Genomic DNA, 16,820 nt, shown 5'->3' with positions numbered 1-16,820 from the left:
ATAAAAACCCGCCTTAATTAAAAGACAGGTTTTATAGACTCATTTAATGCGGGACTTTCTCCAGAATTGATTTCAGGAAGTGACCCGTATAACTGTTTTCACACTCTGCGATTTCCTCAGGAGTTCCGGTTGCGATGATCGTGCCGCCGCCAGCTCCTCCTTCAGGTCCCAGATCTATAATATGATCAGCGACTTTGATGACATCAAGGTTGTGTTCGATAACAAGAACGGTATTTCCTGCTTCAACCAGTCGGTCGAGAACTTCCAGCAGACGGGCAATATCATCGGCATGCAGGCCTGTCGTCGGCTCATCTAGAATATAGAAGTTGTGGCCATTCTGACGTTTGTGCAGCTCACTGGCCAGCTTCATTCTCTGAGCTTCTCCTCCTGATAATGTCGTAGCGGGCTGCCCAAGAGTCATATAACCTAAGCCGACATCAATAATCGTCTGGAGTTTCCGCTCGATTTTGGGAATATTAGAGAAAAAGTCGACAGCTTCTTCGATCGTCATGCCGAGCACTTCTGAGATATTCTTTCCTTTATATTTTATTTCAAGTGTTTCTGAGTTGTAGCGTGTGCCGTGACAGATTTCGCACGGGACATATACATCAGGCAGGAAATGCATCTCGATTTTTAATATGCCATCTCCTCTGCACGCCTCACAGCGTCCGCCCTTGACGTTGAAGCTGAAGCGTCCTTTTTTGTATCCACGCATCTTGGCTTCATTCGTTTTGGCAAACAAATCTCTGATATCATCGAATACACTCGTATAGGTTGCCGGGTTACTTCTAGGCGTTCTTCCGATCGGACTCTGATCGATATCGATGACTTTTTCAAGCTGTTCATATCCTTTGATCGACTTATATTTACCAGGACGGGCTTTGGAACGCCCTACTTCACGTGCCAGAGCCTTTTTCAGTATTTCATTGACCAATGAACTTTTACCTGATCCGGATACACCGGTGACAGCTGTAAATCGGCCTAAAGGGAAAGTGACATCCACATCTTTCAAGTTGTTTTCGGCTGCTCCTTTAATTTCGATTGATCCATGGTCTTCATGTCGTCGTTCGGCAGGAACAGGGATAGCTTTCTTACCGGATAGATACGCCCCAGTAATAGAATCAGGATGCTGTTCGATTTCTTCGGGCGTACCCATAGCAACTACTTCTCCCCCGTTTTCTCCGGCACCGGGACCAATGTCAATCAGATAGTCAGCTGCTCGCATAGTATCTTCGTCATGTTCCACGACAACCAGGGTGTTACCAAGATCTCTCATTTTTTTAAGGGAATCAATCAGCCGGTTATTGTCCCTCTGATGCAGCCCAATGGAAGGTTCGTCAAGAATATAGAGGACGCCGGACAAATTTGACCCAATTTGTGTAGCCAGACGAATTCGCTGGGCCTCTCCACCTGACAGAGTTCCTGCTTTTCGGTTCAAAGTCAGGTAATCCAGACCGACATTACGAAGGAAGGACAACCGGTCCTTGATTTCTTTTTTAATTGGGGCAGCGATTGTCGTATCTGTGTCAGAAAGAGACAGCTCGTCAAAAAAATTGTGTGCTTTTTCAACTGAATAGCCGCTGATGTCTCCAATATCTTCTCCTCGGACCTTAACAGACAGAGCTTCTCTATTAAGACGTTTGCCATGACAGACATGACATTCCAGTTCTGTCATATACTGTTGCATCTGATTACGAGTAAAATCGCTGTTCGTTTCATGGTAGCGTCTTGAGATGTTATTCAGCACCCCTTCAAAGGGAATCATTGTGTCTCTTACACTTCCAAAATCATTTTTATAGTGAAAATGGAATTTCTTGTTGCCTGATCCATTCAATACGATATTCTGTTTTTTCTTAGGCAGATCCTCAAAAGGCACAGTTGTATCAATGTCAAAAGCATCACATGCTTGAGACAGCATCTGAGGGTAGTAATTGGAACTGATCGGCTGCCATGGGAGGATCGCTCCGTCATCCAGCGACAAGCTTCTGTCCGGAATCACAAGATCGACATCTACTTCAAGTTTCGTGCCGAGTCCGTCACATTCAGAGCAGGCTCCAAATGGTGCATTGAAGGAGAAAAGACGTGGCTCTAATGGAGGTAGTGTAAATCCGCAGACCGGGCAGGCATAGTGCTCACTGAACAGGATTTCTTCTTGATCAATAATGTCAGCTATGACATAACCATCCGCTAGTGATAAAGCTGCTTCCAGCGAATCAAACAGCCGGGAACGGATACCGTCTTTTACTACGATACGGTCAATGATGACTTCGATCGAATGCGTTTTATTTTTATCCAGTTCAATCTCATCACCGATATCCATGACTTCGTTATCGACTCTCAAGCGGACATACCCTTCGCTTTTTATTTTCTCTAGCACTTTCTTATGCTGTCCCTTTTTTTCTTTGACGATCGGTGAAAGGATCTGCAGACGTGTGCGTTCTGGATACTCCAGTATACGATCCACCATCTGTTCGATGGACTGACTTGATATCTCAGTGCCGTCGTTCGGACAGATCGGCTTACCTATACGGGCATACATCAGGCGCAGGTAGTCATTGATTTCAGTAACCGTTCCTACTGTTGAACGGGGATTGTTACTCGTGGTCTTCTGATCGATCGAAATTGCTGGACTGAGCCCTTCTATGCTGTCGACGTCCGGTTTATCCATCTGACCTAAAAACTGTCTAGCATAGGCAGAAAGTGACTCAACATAGCGCCTTTGTCCCTCTGCATACAATGTGTCAAATGCCAATGAACTCTTTCCTGACCCGGACAACCCAGTCATTACAACCAGTTTATCTCTTGGAATCGTCACATCGACATTTTTCAGATTATGCGATCTTGCGCCTCTCACTTCTATTTTATCGTTTGCCATTCTATTGCCTTCCTTTGCCTTTAATCTGGTTTATCTCTCTTATGGTATCTATATTGTACGTTTTTCACTCTGAATATTCGACTATTTGACTTGGTTTAATGGTACATAAAAAGGAAAGAGCGTACCCTTTCCTTCAAATTACTCTGATAGTATATCACACTCACTCTCCTAAAGCGAATGTTTGTTCTATATTGTGGTGCTTGAGTATTTTTTCTGAAATCTTCTCAAGTTCCGACTGATTTGTAAATTCCCCGCTTAGCAGGTCAGGCAGAATTTCGGACAGAATATATTTTACAGACTCCATATCTTTAAATTCAAGAATGGTATCCAGTGACTCCTGATATATTTCGGTAAAGAGGTGCTCTGGATTACCTTTCTGAATTTCTCCAAACGATTCATATAAAAGATCGACTTTATCAGCTACTGAAAGAATTTTCCCTTCAAGGGTATCATCTTTTCCTTCTTTCAGCCGCTCATAGTATATCGCCTGAAACTCTTTAGGAATTTCCTGCTCAATGAAATGATGCGTCATCGATTCTTCTACGTTAGCCAGCCGCTCTCTTAAGTCTGGATCAGCATATTTTACCGGCGTTTTGATGTCCCCGATAAAGATCTCCGCGTAGTCGTGATTTAATGCTTTTTCATACAAGGCTTTCCAATTGATTTCATTGCCATGATATTCCTCTACTGTCCCCAGAAACTGAGCAATTTTTGTGACTTTGAATGAATGCGAGGCAACAGAATGTTCCTCAAACTTAAACTTTCCCGGGCAGCGATATATTTTTTCCAGATCACTTAAACTTTTAAAATATTCATGCATTCCCATACTGTATCTCCCCCTGTTTGTGCCTAAAGTTACTTTATACTAACAACTATCTCAGCCATTTTCAAATCTTTATTTCAAAATATCAGCTGGGTCATAAACAAACTCGATTGTGCTGTGAGTAATATTCTTCTTGACCAGCTCCTGTCTGATACTCGTCTTGACCTCTTCGAGTCGCTTCTGATCAGAGCAGCCTGTACTTAATGTAACTGTCATTGCATGTTCCCGCCCATCGATCGACCAGATATGAAGGTGACTGATATTTGTTACCTCGTCAGAACTTAAGAGCAGCTCTTCAATTGTCGGCCTGGAGATATTTTTAGGTGTAGCTTCCAGAAAGACTTGAATCGTCTCTTTGAACAAAGGCCATGTCTTGACCATTATAAAGAGAGCGACAGCTACTGATAAAAGAGGATCAAGGTAATACCAGTCAGTAAAATGCAGGATAATGCTGACTGCCAGTACCCCAAGCCAGCCCAGTAAGTCCTCAATCATGTGCAGATTGATCAGGGATTCATTATGAGAGTGTCCTTTACTCATTAGCCAGGCGGCAAACCCGTTTGCTCCAATTGCCGCTATTGCCAGCCAGAACATCCCCTGATAATTGACAGGTTCCGGTGAATAGATACGTGGAATAGAATGGAAGATAACAAGCGTAGATCCCCCAATCAGCACAACTGAGGTGAGCAGAGCCCCAAGAAGGGAAAAGCGCTGATGGCCGAAACTGTACTGGTCGTTAGCTTCTTTACCTGACAGTCTTTCAAAATACCCGGCTGCCCCAACGGACAAAGCATCACCTAAATCATGAACGGCATCACTGACGATGGCCATACTGTTAAAAAGAAAACCAAAAATAAATTCAAGGATGGAAAACATGAGGTTCAAATAGAACACAACCGTGATTTTAGTCGTTGCTGACTGACTTTGCATACCTGTGAGTCCATGATGAGCATGGCCAACATGCCCATGCTGATGACCACTTGAATCAGTCTTCTCATGACTGTCAACTAATGTCAATTTATTAAACTCCAGTATTTTAAAAATTGCAGTAAGGTCCGCTTTACTTTCATCGATAGTCAGCTCTCTGTGGTCATAATCAATCCTGACTGCTGCATCGTGCTGACTCGCGTTGAGCTTTGTCTCCAGTTCGGTACTGCAGTTCCCGCAATGCAGTCCTTTGATTTCATACGTGATCATATGATTACCTCTTTTCATTTGCATGTGATATGACTTGTGTCAGTAAGGTATAAACATGTTCATCAGCTAGCGAATACAGCCTTTTTCTGCCTTCTCTTCTAACACTGACAAGCCGGACATTTTTAAGTATCTTGAGTTGGTGAGAAAGCGATGACTGTTCTATATCAAGGCTTTCAGCCAGCTCAGTCACACTCATTTCAGAATCAGAAAGCGCATAGATTATTTTTAGACGCCCGGGATCACTTAACGCTTTAAACAGATCAGTTACTTCGCTGATCGTCTGATTGGAAAGGGTCATAGTCATTCTCCTTAATCGTTATATGTACTTTACATGAATATATCTTCATATGTTCATTCTAACATATTTAATTATTTAATCAACTCTTCCTGTCAAAAACTGTATCGTATATGTCAGTTTTTTATATCTATGAAGCCATTCTTCACTAAAAAAGAAAAGTAAAACAGCACGGTCCCGACCTCCCGAAAACCAAAGGAAGAACCGGGACCGTGCTGTATCATTTTATATTAAATTGTCAGTCTTTAATTAGACCAGTGAGATCCTTTTATTTAACCACACTAATTTCTTCCAAGAGAATGACGCCTAAGTCATGCGGATCATTTTCATACAGTGCAGTCTCCGTCATGACAAGCTCACCATCAATGCGTTTTATCTTCAGCTTGCAGTATGAGCGGCTCAGGAACAGTGATTCGGTGAAATCTTCGGCACTCTCAAGTTTTTTCTGGTTGGACTCGAGAATCGCATCTCCAATTTCAATGTCCATTTTTTCGGCTGGACTGCCAGGTCTTACGGCTACTACACGCAGACCTTCTTCAGCCGGCCCAAACCGGAAGTTCCATTTTCTTTCCCTCAATCTGTGTCTATACAGCACTATAACTCCTCCGATAACAAGGAGAGCTAATCCAACAGCAGCTAATTCAACCTGCCAGAATGTCAGTCCAAACAAGATAACCCCGATAACCGATAATACAACAAAATCTTTTACCAGCAAATTTTTAGCTTGAGTCGGCATCTGAGCCTGTACTGTGTACCTGAAGCCTACCAGAACAGGTAAAATCAGGAAAGAATAAGGCTGACCGCCTATTGAGAAGACTGGCCACCAGTCAAACAATTGTGTAAAGGTAGTCCCGGGAACGACAACCACCAGTGGAATCAGCCACAATGGTGTCATACGGTATCGGGCAACGAGTTTTCCTCGCTTTGTTTTCAGAAAGCGTGGTGTAAACTGATTGATTTTAGCAATATGAAGAGTAAGAATCGTGCTCAGTAAAATCAGGATAACCAGTGCCAGTATCGGCTGCAGCCCCTGAAAAGATAAACTGTCTCCATGTATGAGGGGGCTGTTAAACTGACCGACAATTACTGTGACACTCATATTTTCTGGAACAAAATATCCCAAAGCAAGAATCAGCAATGCTGAGAGACTGAATGTAAACACCGGATGAAGAAAACGGTAGCCAAAGCCAAGTATGAGCAGCGTAACGATTTGATACGCAATGATCCAGTCAAGACTGACCGGCAGCCCCGCAATGAAAGACACAGCAGATAAGACTGCTCCAGGTATAAGTCCCCATAAGAAGAATCGCTTCAATTCATAGTGATCCTTGTATATGCTGGCTCTCAATTGGTGACGTGAGTACTTGAAACGTCTGCTCTTAGCTATAAAGACGAGTGCTGTTCCGACAAGAAAGGTCGGCTGTAAGATGAATAAAACTAGTGCGAGTAGAATATTTTGCAATACGGTCATGCTGGTCATCCCTTCTTTTCTTTCTCTTCATCATTTTATCATACCCACCTGAAAATAGGGGCTGGTTCTAGCAAAAACTTCTGGATAAATAAAAAACCTCTCACTAATCGATCATCGTCGACGAGTGAGAGGTTCTATTAGTTTATGGACGTCCAAAACCTGCTACATAGTTAGACCAGTAACCTGACGTAAATGAAGCCACCGCTACACCAGTTGATGTCTGTGCACCAATAAAGCGGCCTCCGCCAAGGTAAATACCTACGTGATCGACTGATCCTGACTGATTAAAGAAAATTAGATCACCAGGCTGTGCTTCTGATAAAGAAACACGTCTGCTGGCTCCGAACTGTGCTGCCGCACTTCTTGGAATGCTTCTTCCAGCACGACGGAAAACAAACTGGGTATATCCTGAACAATCGAATCCTGCAGGTGTTGTCCCGCCATATGAATAACGTGATCCTGTCAGACTGTGAGCATTGCTGATCACTCCGCCTGATGCAGCTGGTGCTGCAGGCTCTGGTTTTTCTTCAGCTGGTTTGCTGGAAGAACTCGTACTGACCTGAGCCTCCTCAGATGCTTCTGACACATTGACTGGTGCCGCAGATTCAGCAGCTGTTCTTGAGGTCTGAATTTCTTCCAATCGACGCTGACTTTCGCGCTGCTGTGCTAAGTATGCTTCTCTTTCTTCTCTTACCTGGGAGCGTTCTGCTGCTATGGCAGCCATCATCATTTCCTGTTCGGCAAGACTTTCTTCCAGCTGAACTTTAGAGTTTTCCAAGTTTGCTGCTAAAAGGGTCTGCTCTTCCTGTTTTTTGATTGTCAGACGTTCATTCGCTGCAATCAGCTCTTTATCCTCTATCTGTTTTTCCATAAGGTTCTGGTTCGCAGAAAACAAGGTATTCACTACATCGATACGTCCGAACGCATCGCTAAGTGACTCGGAGTCTAAAATAAATCTGAGAACATTACCGGATTGTCCAGTGACTTGCATCGCACGAATCTGAGACTGAAGCTGTTCTTCTCTCTGTTCGATCTGTTTAGAAACGGTACTTATTTCATCCTGAATTGCCTCAAGTTCGTCGGCTGTTTCTTCAAGCTGCTGAATTAATTCTTCAGCTTCCTGTTCAGTCGCTTCGATTTTCCCGGCAATGTCGTTCAGTTTCTGTTCTGCTTCTTCTTCCTTCGAATCAAGAGCGTCCATTCGTTCAGAATAGTCGCCTTCTGTAAGAGGAGTAGCCCCCGCTTTAAACGGTATCCCACTCAATACAGTCATTCCTATTATCCCTGCTACAATCGCATTCTTCAATTTACTTCTATTATCCACGTCTGTCTGCCTCTTTTCTGCTATTCTGTTTTTATATGTACGAGAGGGAAGCCCCTCTCCTTAAATGACCTTAAACTTTCAGGAACTTTCTGATGGATAGAGATGATCCGACACTACCAATGACGACACCAATCGTCAGAAGAAGTGCAACCAGCTGAACCAGGAACGGATTGGGTGCCAGTAAGGCAAAATAGGTTCCTGACAGATAAGTCATAATGGTATCAAATCCGCTAAGATAAATATAAGAGATGATTGAAACTGGAATCAGTGCTCCGATAAATCCGATAAGCGCTCCTTCAATGAGGAATGGCCAGCGGATGAACCAGTTGGTTGCTCCTACAAGTTTCATGATCTCGATTTCAGTACGTCTTGAGAATATCGTAATTCTGATTGTATTTGCAATCAGGAAAACAGCAGTGAAAATCAGTGCAACAATGATAACTGCTCCGACATTCCTCACTGTAGCCATGACTTCGAATAAGCGATCAGCTGTCGCTCCACCATAGTTTACATCTGCCACATAGTTCATATCTTCGACTTGATCAGCTACGTCTGATGTGACTTCAGGAGCAGCAGTATTGACGATGAATACATCGTAAAGCGGGTTGTCATCACCATCGAACAGCCCGAACTCGTCTCCGTAGCTTCCGATAACCTGACTCAGTTCATCATCTCTGCTTGAGAAAACAACTTGTTCCACTTCATCCAGTTCTTCAAGATTCTGCTGCAGAGCTTCCTGATCTTCTTCTTCGGCAGCCAGATCGATGTAAACTCTGACACTGACATCCTCTTCAACATCCGTCGCAAGTTTGTTGACGTTCATCAGGATTGCAATGAAGCTCCCTACAAGAAGCAGCGTAACTGCAACTGCACTGACCGCAGCGACTGTCATCCATCCATTACGTTTAATACTTTTAAATGATTCCTTTATGTGTCTCCAGAATGTTCTAGTTTTCATATCCGTACACCCCTTCTTCCTGGTCACGGGCAATACGGCCGTTTTCAACTGCCAGTACTCTGTGTCTCACTCGGTTTACAATATCACTATTATGTGTAGCCATAATGATCGTTGTTCCCTGGTTGTTGATTTCTTCAAGCAAATCCATAATCCCCCATGCTGTTTCAGGGTCTAAGTTACCCGTCGGTTCATCTGCAATCAGTACTCGTGGCATGTTAGTGATTGCTCGTGCAATCGCCACACGCTGCTGTTCTCCACCAGACAGTTCATTTGGAAACATACGTACTTTGTGCTTCAGTCCAACAAGATCGAGGACTTCCAGTACACGTTTCTGAATCTGTTTCGGATTTTTTCCCACTACCTGCATCGCATAAGCGACGTTTTCATATACAGTCAGTCTTGGCAGCAGTTTAAAATCCTGATAAACCACACCGACATGTCTTCTTAAGAAAGGAACTTTCTTAGCTTTCAGTTTCACTAAGTCAAATTCTCCTACTTTTACATTTCCTTTAGTTGGAACTTCTTCTCTGTAAATCATTTTAATAAATGTAGATTTACCCGCTCCACTTGGACCTACAACATATACAAATTCACCCTGGTCGATTCTTACATCAAGACCGTTTATAGCAGTAATGCCATTAGGGTATTTTTTGTAGACATTAGTCATTTCTATCATTAAATAATCACCTATCTATTGAGATTTTAACTTCTTACTTCTGGTCTGCTATGTGCTATGGCTTTTTCCAGCCTTCATTAGTATATCATTGGGAAAACAGATGTCTGTTTTAAAACAATTACAAAAATATTTCATTGTAAGGAAACCGTATTATTTGGAAACAGATAACATTGCTTACCTAACCATAACGGGTTTAATTCTCCATTACAAGTGCTAGTAAGCCATTTTTTTGGGAATGCGCAATATAAAAAGACTTTTTAACCTGAACAAAATGGGTAAACGTAGCCAAATCGTTTGTTACATACATAAACGTCGTCTTGACATATAATTATGTCCGATTTTTGACAATTGTCGACATATTAATAAATGTTCACTCCGTCTGCGAAAAGTCTTATATTAATGAATATATATATTGAATTAAGTTTTCTATTCTTTTTTAAAATCTCCTCTGACAACGTTGACGGCTTAGTCATATATTTTTACTTAGTACTAAATTCAAGCTATAAAAAATAAAAGAATGATCCGACTGATACTGGATCATTCTTTTATATGCATATTTATACCTGCTTATATTAAACAGCTCATTTATGACCGATGCATTGATGCACGAAGATAAGACTCGATAAACGGATCCAGATCCCCATCCATAACGGCATCAGTATTACCCGTTTCGTAGTTTGTTCTGTGATCTTTCACCATTGAATATGGGTGGAATACATAAGATCTAATTTGAGATCCCCATCCAATTTCTTTTTGTTCTCCTCTTATTTCATCCATTTCTTTCTGCTTCTCTTCCAGTTCTTTCTGATACAACTTAGCTTTCAGCATGTTCATAGCTGTCTCTCTGTTAGCCAGCTGTGATCGTCCAGCCTGACTGGATGCGACAAGTCCTGTTTCTTTATGAGTGATCCTGACAGCCGACTCTGTTTTATTGATGTGCTGCCCACCTGCTCCGCTCGCTCTGAACGTATCGACCCGTATATCATCCGGGTTGATCTCAATATCAATATCTTCATTGATCTCAGGTGTCACATCGATCGAGACAAATGACGTGTGACGGCGACCACTTGAATCAAATGGAGAGATCCGCACTAGACGGTGAACTCCTTTTTCAGCTTTCAGCATGCCATATGCATTCACCCCTTTAACCAGCAGGGTGGCACTTTTTATTCCTGCTTCGTCACCACTCTGGTATTCAAGCACCTCATAGCTGAAGCCTTTTTTATCGATCCAGCGTGTATACATACGGTAAAGCATTTCTCCCCAGTCCTGAGATTCCGTTCCGCCGGCACCCGGATGGAGCTCGATAATCGCATTGTTCTTGTCATAAGGCTCGCTAAGCAGCATATCCAGCTCAAACTGCTCGACGGCTTTATCAAGCACTGCTAACGTTGAAACTATTTCTTCTCTTATATCCGGATCATCTTCATCCCTGAGCATGTCTATCAGAAGTTCTACTTCTTCAGTTTTTGCTTCAAGTGATGTGAATGACTGGTATACACTTTTTACTTCATTTGCTTCTTTAATGACTTTCTGTGCAGACTCCTGATTGTTCCAGAAATCGGGATCCGCCATCATGTGATCAAACTCTGCTATATCTGTTTCCAGTGCCTCTAAGTCAAAGAGACCCCCTGAAGTCTTCAACCTTCTGTTTGGCTGAAGTTAATTTTTGAGACATTTCACTAATTTCCATAGTCATCCTCCATTTAATCGTAAGGAAAAGGAACAGATAGGGTTATCCGTTCCTTTCTCCCATTATTCTTCTTATCCCATTCTCGTATGTGTTTCCTCATCGTGAGAATAAGTTGGCTTTTCGTTTTTACGTCGGACATTCTGTTTCTTCCCGCCATTAGGAGTAGCCTGTTCTCTTTGCAGGTTCTGTCTGATTTGAGATTTCATCAGCAGACGAGTCACTTCGTACTCGATCTCTCCGATCATTTCCTCAAACAGCGTAAAACCTTCCTGCTGATATTCGGTCAGTGGATTGAACTGTCCATATGAACGCAGTCCGATTCCCTGACGCAGCTGATCCATCTGGTCGATATGATCCGTCCATTTACGGTCGACGACTCTGAGGATAACCACTTTCTCAAATTCAAGGACTTGTTCCTTTCCGTTAAGCTGAGATGTTTTCTCATCGTAATTGGCACGTGCCAAATCGACTAGCAGGTCAGTGATTTGAGAAGCCGACTTCCCTTTAAGGTCATCCTGGGTCAGGTCTTCTGGATGAACAAGTACAGTATGCGCAAATTCTTCAATGTGTGCCAGGTTCCATTTCGATTTGTCTTCCTGCTGAGTATTCAGCTGAACATAACGTTCGATCGTTCTTCTGATCATCGGAATTGTAACATAACCAAGGGATTCCTGTTCCAGAATCACTTCCTGACGCTGGGAATAAATGACTTCACGCTGTTCTCTCATGACATCATCGTATTTCAGGACATTACGACGGGTATCATAGTTGTTCCCTTCCACACGCTTCTGAGCTGATTCCACTTGACGGCTGATCATTCTACTCTGAATCACAGCATCGTCTTCTGCAATTTTAAGCTGCTCAAGAACCATGCGGATACGCTCTGAACCGAATCGTTTCATAAGATCATCTTCAAGAGAGAGATAGAATTGTGATACTCCCGGATCTCCCTGACGTCCGGCACGTCCACGCAGCTGATTATCGATACGTCTGGATTCGTGTCGCTCTGTTCCGATAACGGCCAGTCCCCCGAGTTCTTTGACTCCAGGTCCCAGTTTGATATCAGTACCACGACCAGCCATATTCGTTGCGATCGTTACCGCACCGGGCTGTCCGGCATTCACGACAATTTCAGCTTCTCTGAAGTGATTTTTGGCATTCAGTACTTCATGAGGCACACCGGCTTTTTTAAGCAGCTTGCTTATCAGTTCTGATGTTTCAACTGCAACCGTACCGACAAGTACTGGCTGTCCTTTGGCATGACGTTCTTTGATATCCTGAACCACAGCATTGAATTTACTCTCAAGAGTCGGATATAGAAGATCGTCACGGTCGTCACGGATAAGCGGACGGTTCGTTGGAATGGCTACAACATTCATGTTGTAGATTTCTCTAAATTCTTCTTCCTCTGTCTTAGCAGTACCCGTCATCCCTGACAGCTTCTTGTACATACGGAAGTAGTTCTGGAACGTGATCGTGGCCATAGTTTTGGATTCTTTCTGAATCTCAACGTTTTCTTTTGCTTCAATCGCCTGGTGAAGTCCGTCAGAGTAACGACGCCCTTCCATGATACGACCTGTAAACTGGTCAACGATTTTTACTGCACCTTCGTCAACAACATAATCGAAGTCCTTGTGCATGATAAAGTTTGCCCTCAATGACTGATCCAGGTGGTGCACTAAAGCCTGGTTTTCGATGTCATACAAGTTGGAGACACGGAAAGTCTTCTCAGCCTTTTCAATCCCTTCTTCAGTAAGGGAAATCGACTTGGACTGAAGATCGATTGTGTAGTCTTCCTCTTCTTTCAAGCCTTTGACGAAGAAGTCACAGCGCGTATAGAAAGAAGTCGAGCGGTTAGCCTGACCGGATATGATCAGCGGAGTTCTCGCTTCATCCACGAGGATCGAGTCGACCTCATCCAGGATCGCAAAGTTCAAAGGACGCTGAACCATCTGCTCCTTATAAACAACCATGTTGTCTCTTAAATAGTCGAATCCCAGCTCGTTGTTTGTGGAATAGGTAATATCACATTTATACGCTTCACGTTTTTCTTCAGATGATTTCGAGTTCAGATTCAGTCCGACAGTCAATCCCATCCAGCGGTAAAGCTCTCCCATTTCATCAGCATCACGTGTAGCCAGGTAGTCATTGACTGTAACCACGTGAGCACCTTCACCAGAAATCGCATTAAGGTACACAGGCATAGTCGCCGTTAATGTTTTACCTTCACCAGTTTTCATCTCGGAGATATTACCTTCGTGAAGAGCGATCCCACCCATAAGCTGAACTCTGAACGGATAAAGTCCAAGGACTCTTCTCGCTCCTTCTCTGATAGATGCAAAGGCTTCTACAAGCAGATCGTCCAGGGATTCTCCTGCTGAATATCTCTTTTTAAACTCTTCTGTTTTAGCTTTCAGTTCATCGTCAGACAGTGCTTCCATATCGCCTGACAAAGCTTCGATTTTATCGGCGATTTTCCCATACCGACGTAAAGTCTTTTTGTCGTTCTCAAAAATCTGCTTTAATAAATGAGCCATGAATACAAATCTCCTCTATTCGTTGATTCTTCGTACACTTCCGGATTTTCTCATACTTTATTATCATACCACTATTATCCTGCAAAAAAAAGGCTTCTGAGCGTATATCCACAGCAGTGTTCTGATTTTGTTCATAAAAAAAGACGGGCAGACTGCCCGCCTCTGGAATTGATGAATCAATCTGTTTCAATCAGTCCATATTTTCCGTCTTTACGTTTATAAACAATGCTTGTTCCATTTGTATCTGCATCTTCGAAGATGAAGAAATTATGTCCCAGCATATCCATTTGAAGTACTGCTTCTTCTGCGTCCATCGGTTTCAGGCTCAAACGTTTTGTTCTAACGATTGATGCGCTCAATTCTTCCTCGTCGCCTTCAATATTCAAATCTGCCCACAAGTCCGAATCGACCGGCTGTGGTGCATCTACGCCTTGAGAACGGCGATTTTTTCTGTTGATTTTAGTTTTATATTTTCTCATTTGTCGTTCCAGTTTATCAACGACCAAATCTACGCTTCCATATAAATCTGGGGAAGTTTCCTCCGCACGAAGGACAACATACGGAAGTGGTACAGTGACTTCGACTTTTGCTGTCTTGTCAGAGTATGTTTTCAGATTAACATGTGCATTGGCCTCGGGAACATCATTGAAATACTTTTCAATTTTCCCTACCTTTTTCTCCACATACTCTCTAATTGCCTGAGTCACCTCAATGTTTTCTCCTCTAACATTGTATCTAAGCATAATACTTCACCCTTCCAAATCTAGTATAATATAAGTTGTAATTATACAACCAATATTATCATCAAGCAATTATCTTCCCTTATTGCTTAATTCAATTATACATGAGAACGGTTACTTTCTCAATGAAATTGTATCTGGTCTTCTCTTCATTATCTGAACAGTGAAAAGGACTGGACATTAGAGGGACTCATTGGAAGAATCAGATCTAAGGCATGATAAATTGTTCGTCCTGTAGTATAGATATCATCTACCAGCACAACGGCTTTTCCTCGAATCAGTTCGTCATGACAGGGCTCTACTGCAAAGGGCTGCGGACTTTCCAGACGCTGTCTCCTGTTTTTCCCTGACTGTCTGCCAAGCTGATATCTGTTTTCCAGTACCGGCCTGTAGGTGACGCCTGCGACGGCAAGAAGAAGCTCGGTTTGGTTAAATCCTCTGGAACAATAACTTTCTCTGGATACTGGAATGGGAATGATCACTGCTGTCTGCGACATTTTTTTGAAATATTCTTTTATTTCTTTAGCAAACAGCTCTGCAATGGCACAATCGCCTGTGAACTTGAACTGTTCAATAATCTGACTGGCGAAATCGTTGTACGCATATAGTGCTTCATGAGTATGGAGGCGTCCCTCATATTTCTTCTGCCAGCTTAGACAATCTGTACAGTAATCGGTCTTATTTTGATTACGGCTGCATCCTCTGCACGTCAATTGATTATTCAGACACTCCAGTTTCTCTCTGCATTGGAAACAAAGGGTGTCGGATTGCAGTTCAAATCGGATCAGCGCATGTATCGTCAGGGAATTCGGATGAATTGCCCCGCACCATTTACATCTGCTCATAACAGGAGTCCTTTCTTTGCTGCTCTTTTGTTCATCTGTCTAATCTGCCGTACTGCACCTTTGGAGGATCTAGTCCACTCCTGGAGATAAAAAGTCACTTTACCTTCAGGATAGGCGGCAGAACGACCGGCCCTTCCTGCAATCTGTACGAGTGCCGCTTCCGTATAGACGTCATGATCGGCAGCAAGAACGATAACATCAATATTTTTGAAAGTAACACCTCTTTCGAGGATCGTGGTTGTTATTATGAACTCAAGCTCTCCATTACGCATTGCCTCAACTTTTTCTTTTCTTAATGGATCCTGAGAATGGACACTTTCAAACCTGATGGAACTGAAAAGCCTTCTGAAAGTTGGTAAAATGCTATCCATCAATCTGATAGTCGGAATGAACAGCAGAAAGGTCTGTCCTTGGGAAATAAGCGTCATAATCTGTTTATAGGCTTTGGAGACGGAAAATTCTTTCTTTGAAAATATGTCTTTCTCCCTTATGATCGTTGGAACAGGAAGCGGATAGCCGTGATAGCGTGCAGGCAGGATACTGGCTTTGATTTGATTCTTTGCAATTCTTCTCTGCAGCTTCCTGTCAGGTGTGGCCGTCAGATAAATGGTACTTGACTCTTTTTTGACTGCTTTTTCTGATGCATAATACAACCCTTTATTCTGATAATATGGAAAAGCATCAATTTCATCTATAATCAGTACATCAAAAGCCTCTCTGAACCGAAGCAGCTGATGTGTTGTGGCGATCACCAGTTGAGTGTAGACATAGACAGCCCCCTCTCCTCCGTATAGCAGAGCAATCTGGATGTCAGGAAAAGCAGCTTGAATCCTTGGGGCAAGTTCCAGACAGACATCTATTCTAGGCGAAGCCACACAGACTCTCTTACCCGCTTCCATCGCCTCACTGAGTCCTCTAAACAGCATCTCTGTTTTACCCGCTCCCGTAACGGCCCATACCACACGATCTGTATATTCTCTCACAGAGAGAACAATTTCTTTAGATGCCTTTTCCTGCTGAGCGGACAATATTCCTTCCCACTTTAAATAGGGTGTAGACTGTTCGGGAAACGAATCGACTGTTTTAAAGGATACCAGTTTGTCGCACGCCCTTACCTTTCCAAGCTGGATACAGTTCCGACAATAAAAACAGCTGTTTCCGCAGATACACGGGTAAGTATCTGCGAGCTTGGTAAAAGAGCCACATCGACCACATTTGGCCCTTCTTCTAGCTGATTGAAAAGCCGGCCGGAATGTACAGCCAGCCAGATCAGTTTCATTATATTCAGCGAGCAGTTCACTGAGCAGGATATCTCGGCCGATCAGATTTGTCAGTTCCCCCATTCTCCCCGCACCACCTTCCCTTATGATTAACCTCTACCTAGTA

At 43.0% G+C, this 16,820-nt stretch carries 13 protein-coding genes; all 13 read right to left on the bottom strand.

Annotation, left to right across the window (positions count from 1 at the left end; translation table 11 throughout):
* Positions 1-43: 43 nt before the first annotated feature.
* The 13 genes from uvrA to BMX79_RS00510 all read right to left on the bottom strand — a co-directional run bounded on the left by uvrA (position 44) and on the right by BMX79_RS00510 (position 16,777).
* Positions 44-2,875, bottom strand: a complete 2,832-nt coding sequence (gene uvrA / locus BMX79_RS00575; RefSeq protein WP_091478242.1) for an excinuclease ABC subunit UvrA — start codon at positions 2,873-2,875, stop codon at positions 44-46.
* Between the two features lie 160 nt (positions 2,876-3,035).
* Positions 3,036-3,701 carry an HD domain-containing protein gene (locus BMX79_RS00570; protein WP_091478241.1) on the bottom strand — a complete coding sequence of 222 codons (666 nt, stop codon included), beginning with the start codon at positions 3,699-3,701 and terminating at the stop codon, positions 3,036-3,038.
* A gap of 69 nt (positions 3,702-3,770) precedes the next feature.
* Complete coding sequence (locus BMX79_RS00565; protein ID WP_170230931.1) at positions 3,771-4,895, bottom strand: cation diffusion facilitator family transporter; 1,125 nt, start codon at positions 4,893-4,895, stop codon at positions 3,771-3,773.
* A gap of 4 nt (positions 4,896-4,899) precedes the next feature.
* A complete protein-coding gene (locus tag BMX79_RS00560) occupies positions 4,900-5,199 on the bottom strand; it encodes an ArsR/SmtB family transcription factor (protein WP_091478239.1) in 300 nt (99 codons plus the stop codon).
* Between the two features lie 259 nt (positions 5,200-5,458).
* Positions 5,459-6,661: a PDZ domain-containing protein gene (locus BMX79_RS00555; protein WP_091478238.1), complete on the bottom strand. Its 1,203-nt coding sequence runs from the start codon at positions 6,659-6,661 to the stop codon at positions 5,459-5,461.
* A 142-nt stretch (positions 6,662-6,803) separates the two neighbouring features.
* Positions 6,804-7,985 carry a C40 family peptidase gene (locus BMX79_RS00550; protein ID WP_091478237.1) on the bottom strand — a complete coding sequence of 394 codons (1,182 nt, stop codon included), beginning with the start codon at positions 7,983-7,985 and terminating at the stop codon, positions 6,804-6,806.
* 70 nt (positions 7,986-8,055) lie between these two features.
* Complete coding sequence (gene ftsX, locus BMX79_RS00545) at positions 8,056-8,943, bottom strand: permease-like cell division protein FtsX (RefSeq protein ID WP_091478235.1); 888 nt, start codon at positions 8,941-8,943, stop codon at positions 8,056-8,058.
* Entirely contained in the window at positions 8,933-9,619 is a 687-nt protein-coding gene (gene ftsE / locus BMX79_RS00540) for a cell division ATP-binding protein FtsE (protein ID WP_091478234.1), read from the bottom strand. The genes ftsX and ftsE overlap by 11 nt, the downstream gene beginning before the upstream one ends.
* A gap of 585 nt (positions 9,620-10,204) precedes the next feature.
* Positions 10,205-11,312 (bottom strand): peptide chain release factor 2 gene (gene prfB / locus BMX79_RS00535; RefSeq protein ID WP_177165381.1). Its coding sequence is split into 2 segments (ribosomal slippage): positions 10,205-11,239 and positions 11,241-11,312, totalling 1,107 coding nucleotides; the frame shifts between segments, so codons are not numbered across the junction.
* Between the two features lie 71 nt (positions 11,313-11,383).
* Positions 11,384-13,849 carry a preprotein translocase subunit SecA gene (gene secA, locus BMX79_RS00530; RefSeq protein ID WP_091478230.1) on the bottom strand — a complete coding sequence of 822 codons (2,466 nt, stop codon included), beginning with the start codon at positions 13,847-13,849 and terminating at the stop codon, positions 11,384-11,386.
* 176 nt (positions 13,850-14,025) lie between these two features.
* On the bottom strand, positions 14,026-14,592 hold the full coding sequence (gene hpf / locus BMX79_RS00520) for a ribosome hibernation-promoting factor, HPF/YfiA family (protein ID WP_091478228.1): 567 nt from the start codon (positions 14,590-14,592) through the stop codon (positions 14,026-14,028).
* Between the two features lie 149 nt (positions 14,593-14,741).
* A complete protein-coding gene (locus tag BMX79_RS00515) occupies positions 14,742-15,434 on the bottom strand; it encodes a ComF family protein (protein ID WP_143059400.1) in 693 nt (230 codons plus the stop codon).
* Entirely contained in the window at positions 15,431-16,777 is a 1,347-nt protein-coding gene (locus BMX79_RS00510) for an ATP-dependent helicase ComFA (protein WP_091478226.1), read from the bottom strand. The genes BMX79_RS00515 and BMX79_RS00510 overlap by 4 nt, the downstream gene beginning before the upstream one ends.
* Positions 16,778-16,820 lie beyond the last annotated feature (43 nt).

It is taken from the genome of Alkalibacterium pelagium, from assembly GCF_900109325.1.
Classification (GTDB): Bacteria; Bacillota; Bacilli; order Lactobacillales; family Carnobacteriaceae_A; genus Alkalibacterium; species Alkalibacterium pelagium.
The sequence above is the reverse complement of the archived record's forward strand: the minus strand, read 5'-3'. Positions and strand labels throughout refer to the sequence as shown.

Bases quoted from the DNA above. Each gene is read 5' to 3' on its own strand.
- uvrA (WP_091478242.1), bottom strand. From the start codon at position 2,875: ATGGCAAACGATAAAATAGAAGTGAGAGGCGCAAGATCGCATAATCTG.
- BMX79_RS00570 (WP_091478241.1), bottom strand. From the start codon at position 3,701: ATGGGAATGCATGAATATTTTAAAAGTTTAAGTGATCTGGAAAAAATA.
- BMX79_RS00565 (WP_170230931.1), bottom strand. From the start codon at position 4,895: ATGATCACGTATGAAATCAAAGGACTGCATTGCGGGAACTGCAGTACC.
- BMX79_RS00560 (WP_091478239.1), bottom strand. From the start codon at position 5,199: ATGACTATGACCCTTTCCAATCAGACGATCAGCGAAGTAACTGATCTG.
- BMX79_RS00555 (WP_091478238.1), bottom strand. From the start codon at position 6,661: ATGACCGTATTGCAAAATATTCTACTCGCACTAGTTTTATTCATCTTA.
- ftsX (WP_091478235.1), bottom strand. From the start codon at position 8,943: ATGAAAACTAGAACATTCTGGAGACACATAAAGGAATCATTTAAAAGT.
- ftsE (WP_091478234.1), bottom strand. From the start codon at position 9,619: ATGATAGAAATGACTAATGTCTACAAAAAATACCCTAATGGCATTACT.
- secA (WP_091478230.1), bottom strand. From the start codon at position 13,849: ATGGCTCATTTATTAAAGCAGATTTTTGAGAACGACAAAAAGACTTTA.
- hpf (WP_091478228.1), bottom strand. From the start codon at position 14,592: ATGCTTAGATACAATGTTAGAGGAGAAAACATTGAGGTGACTCAGGCA.
- BMX79_RS00515 (WP_143059400.1), bottom strand. From the start codon at position 15,434: ATGAGCAGATGTAAATGGTGCGGGGCAATTCATCCGAATTCCCTGACG.
- BMX79_RS00510 (WP_091478226.1), bottom strand. From the start codon at position 16,777: ATGGGGGAACTGACAAATCTGATCGGCCGAGATATCCTGCTCAGTGAA.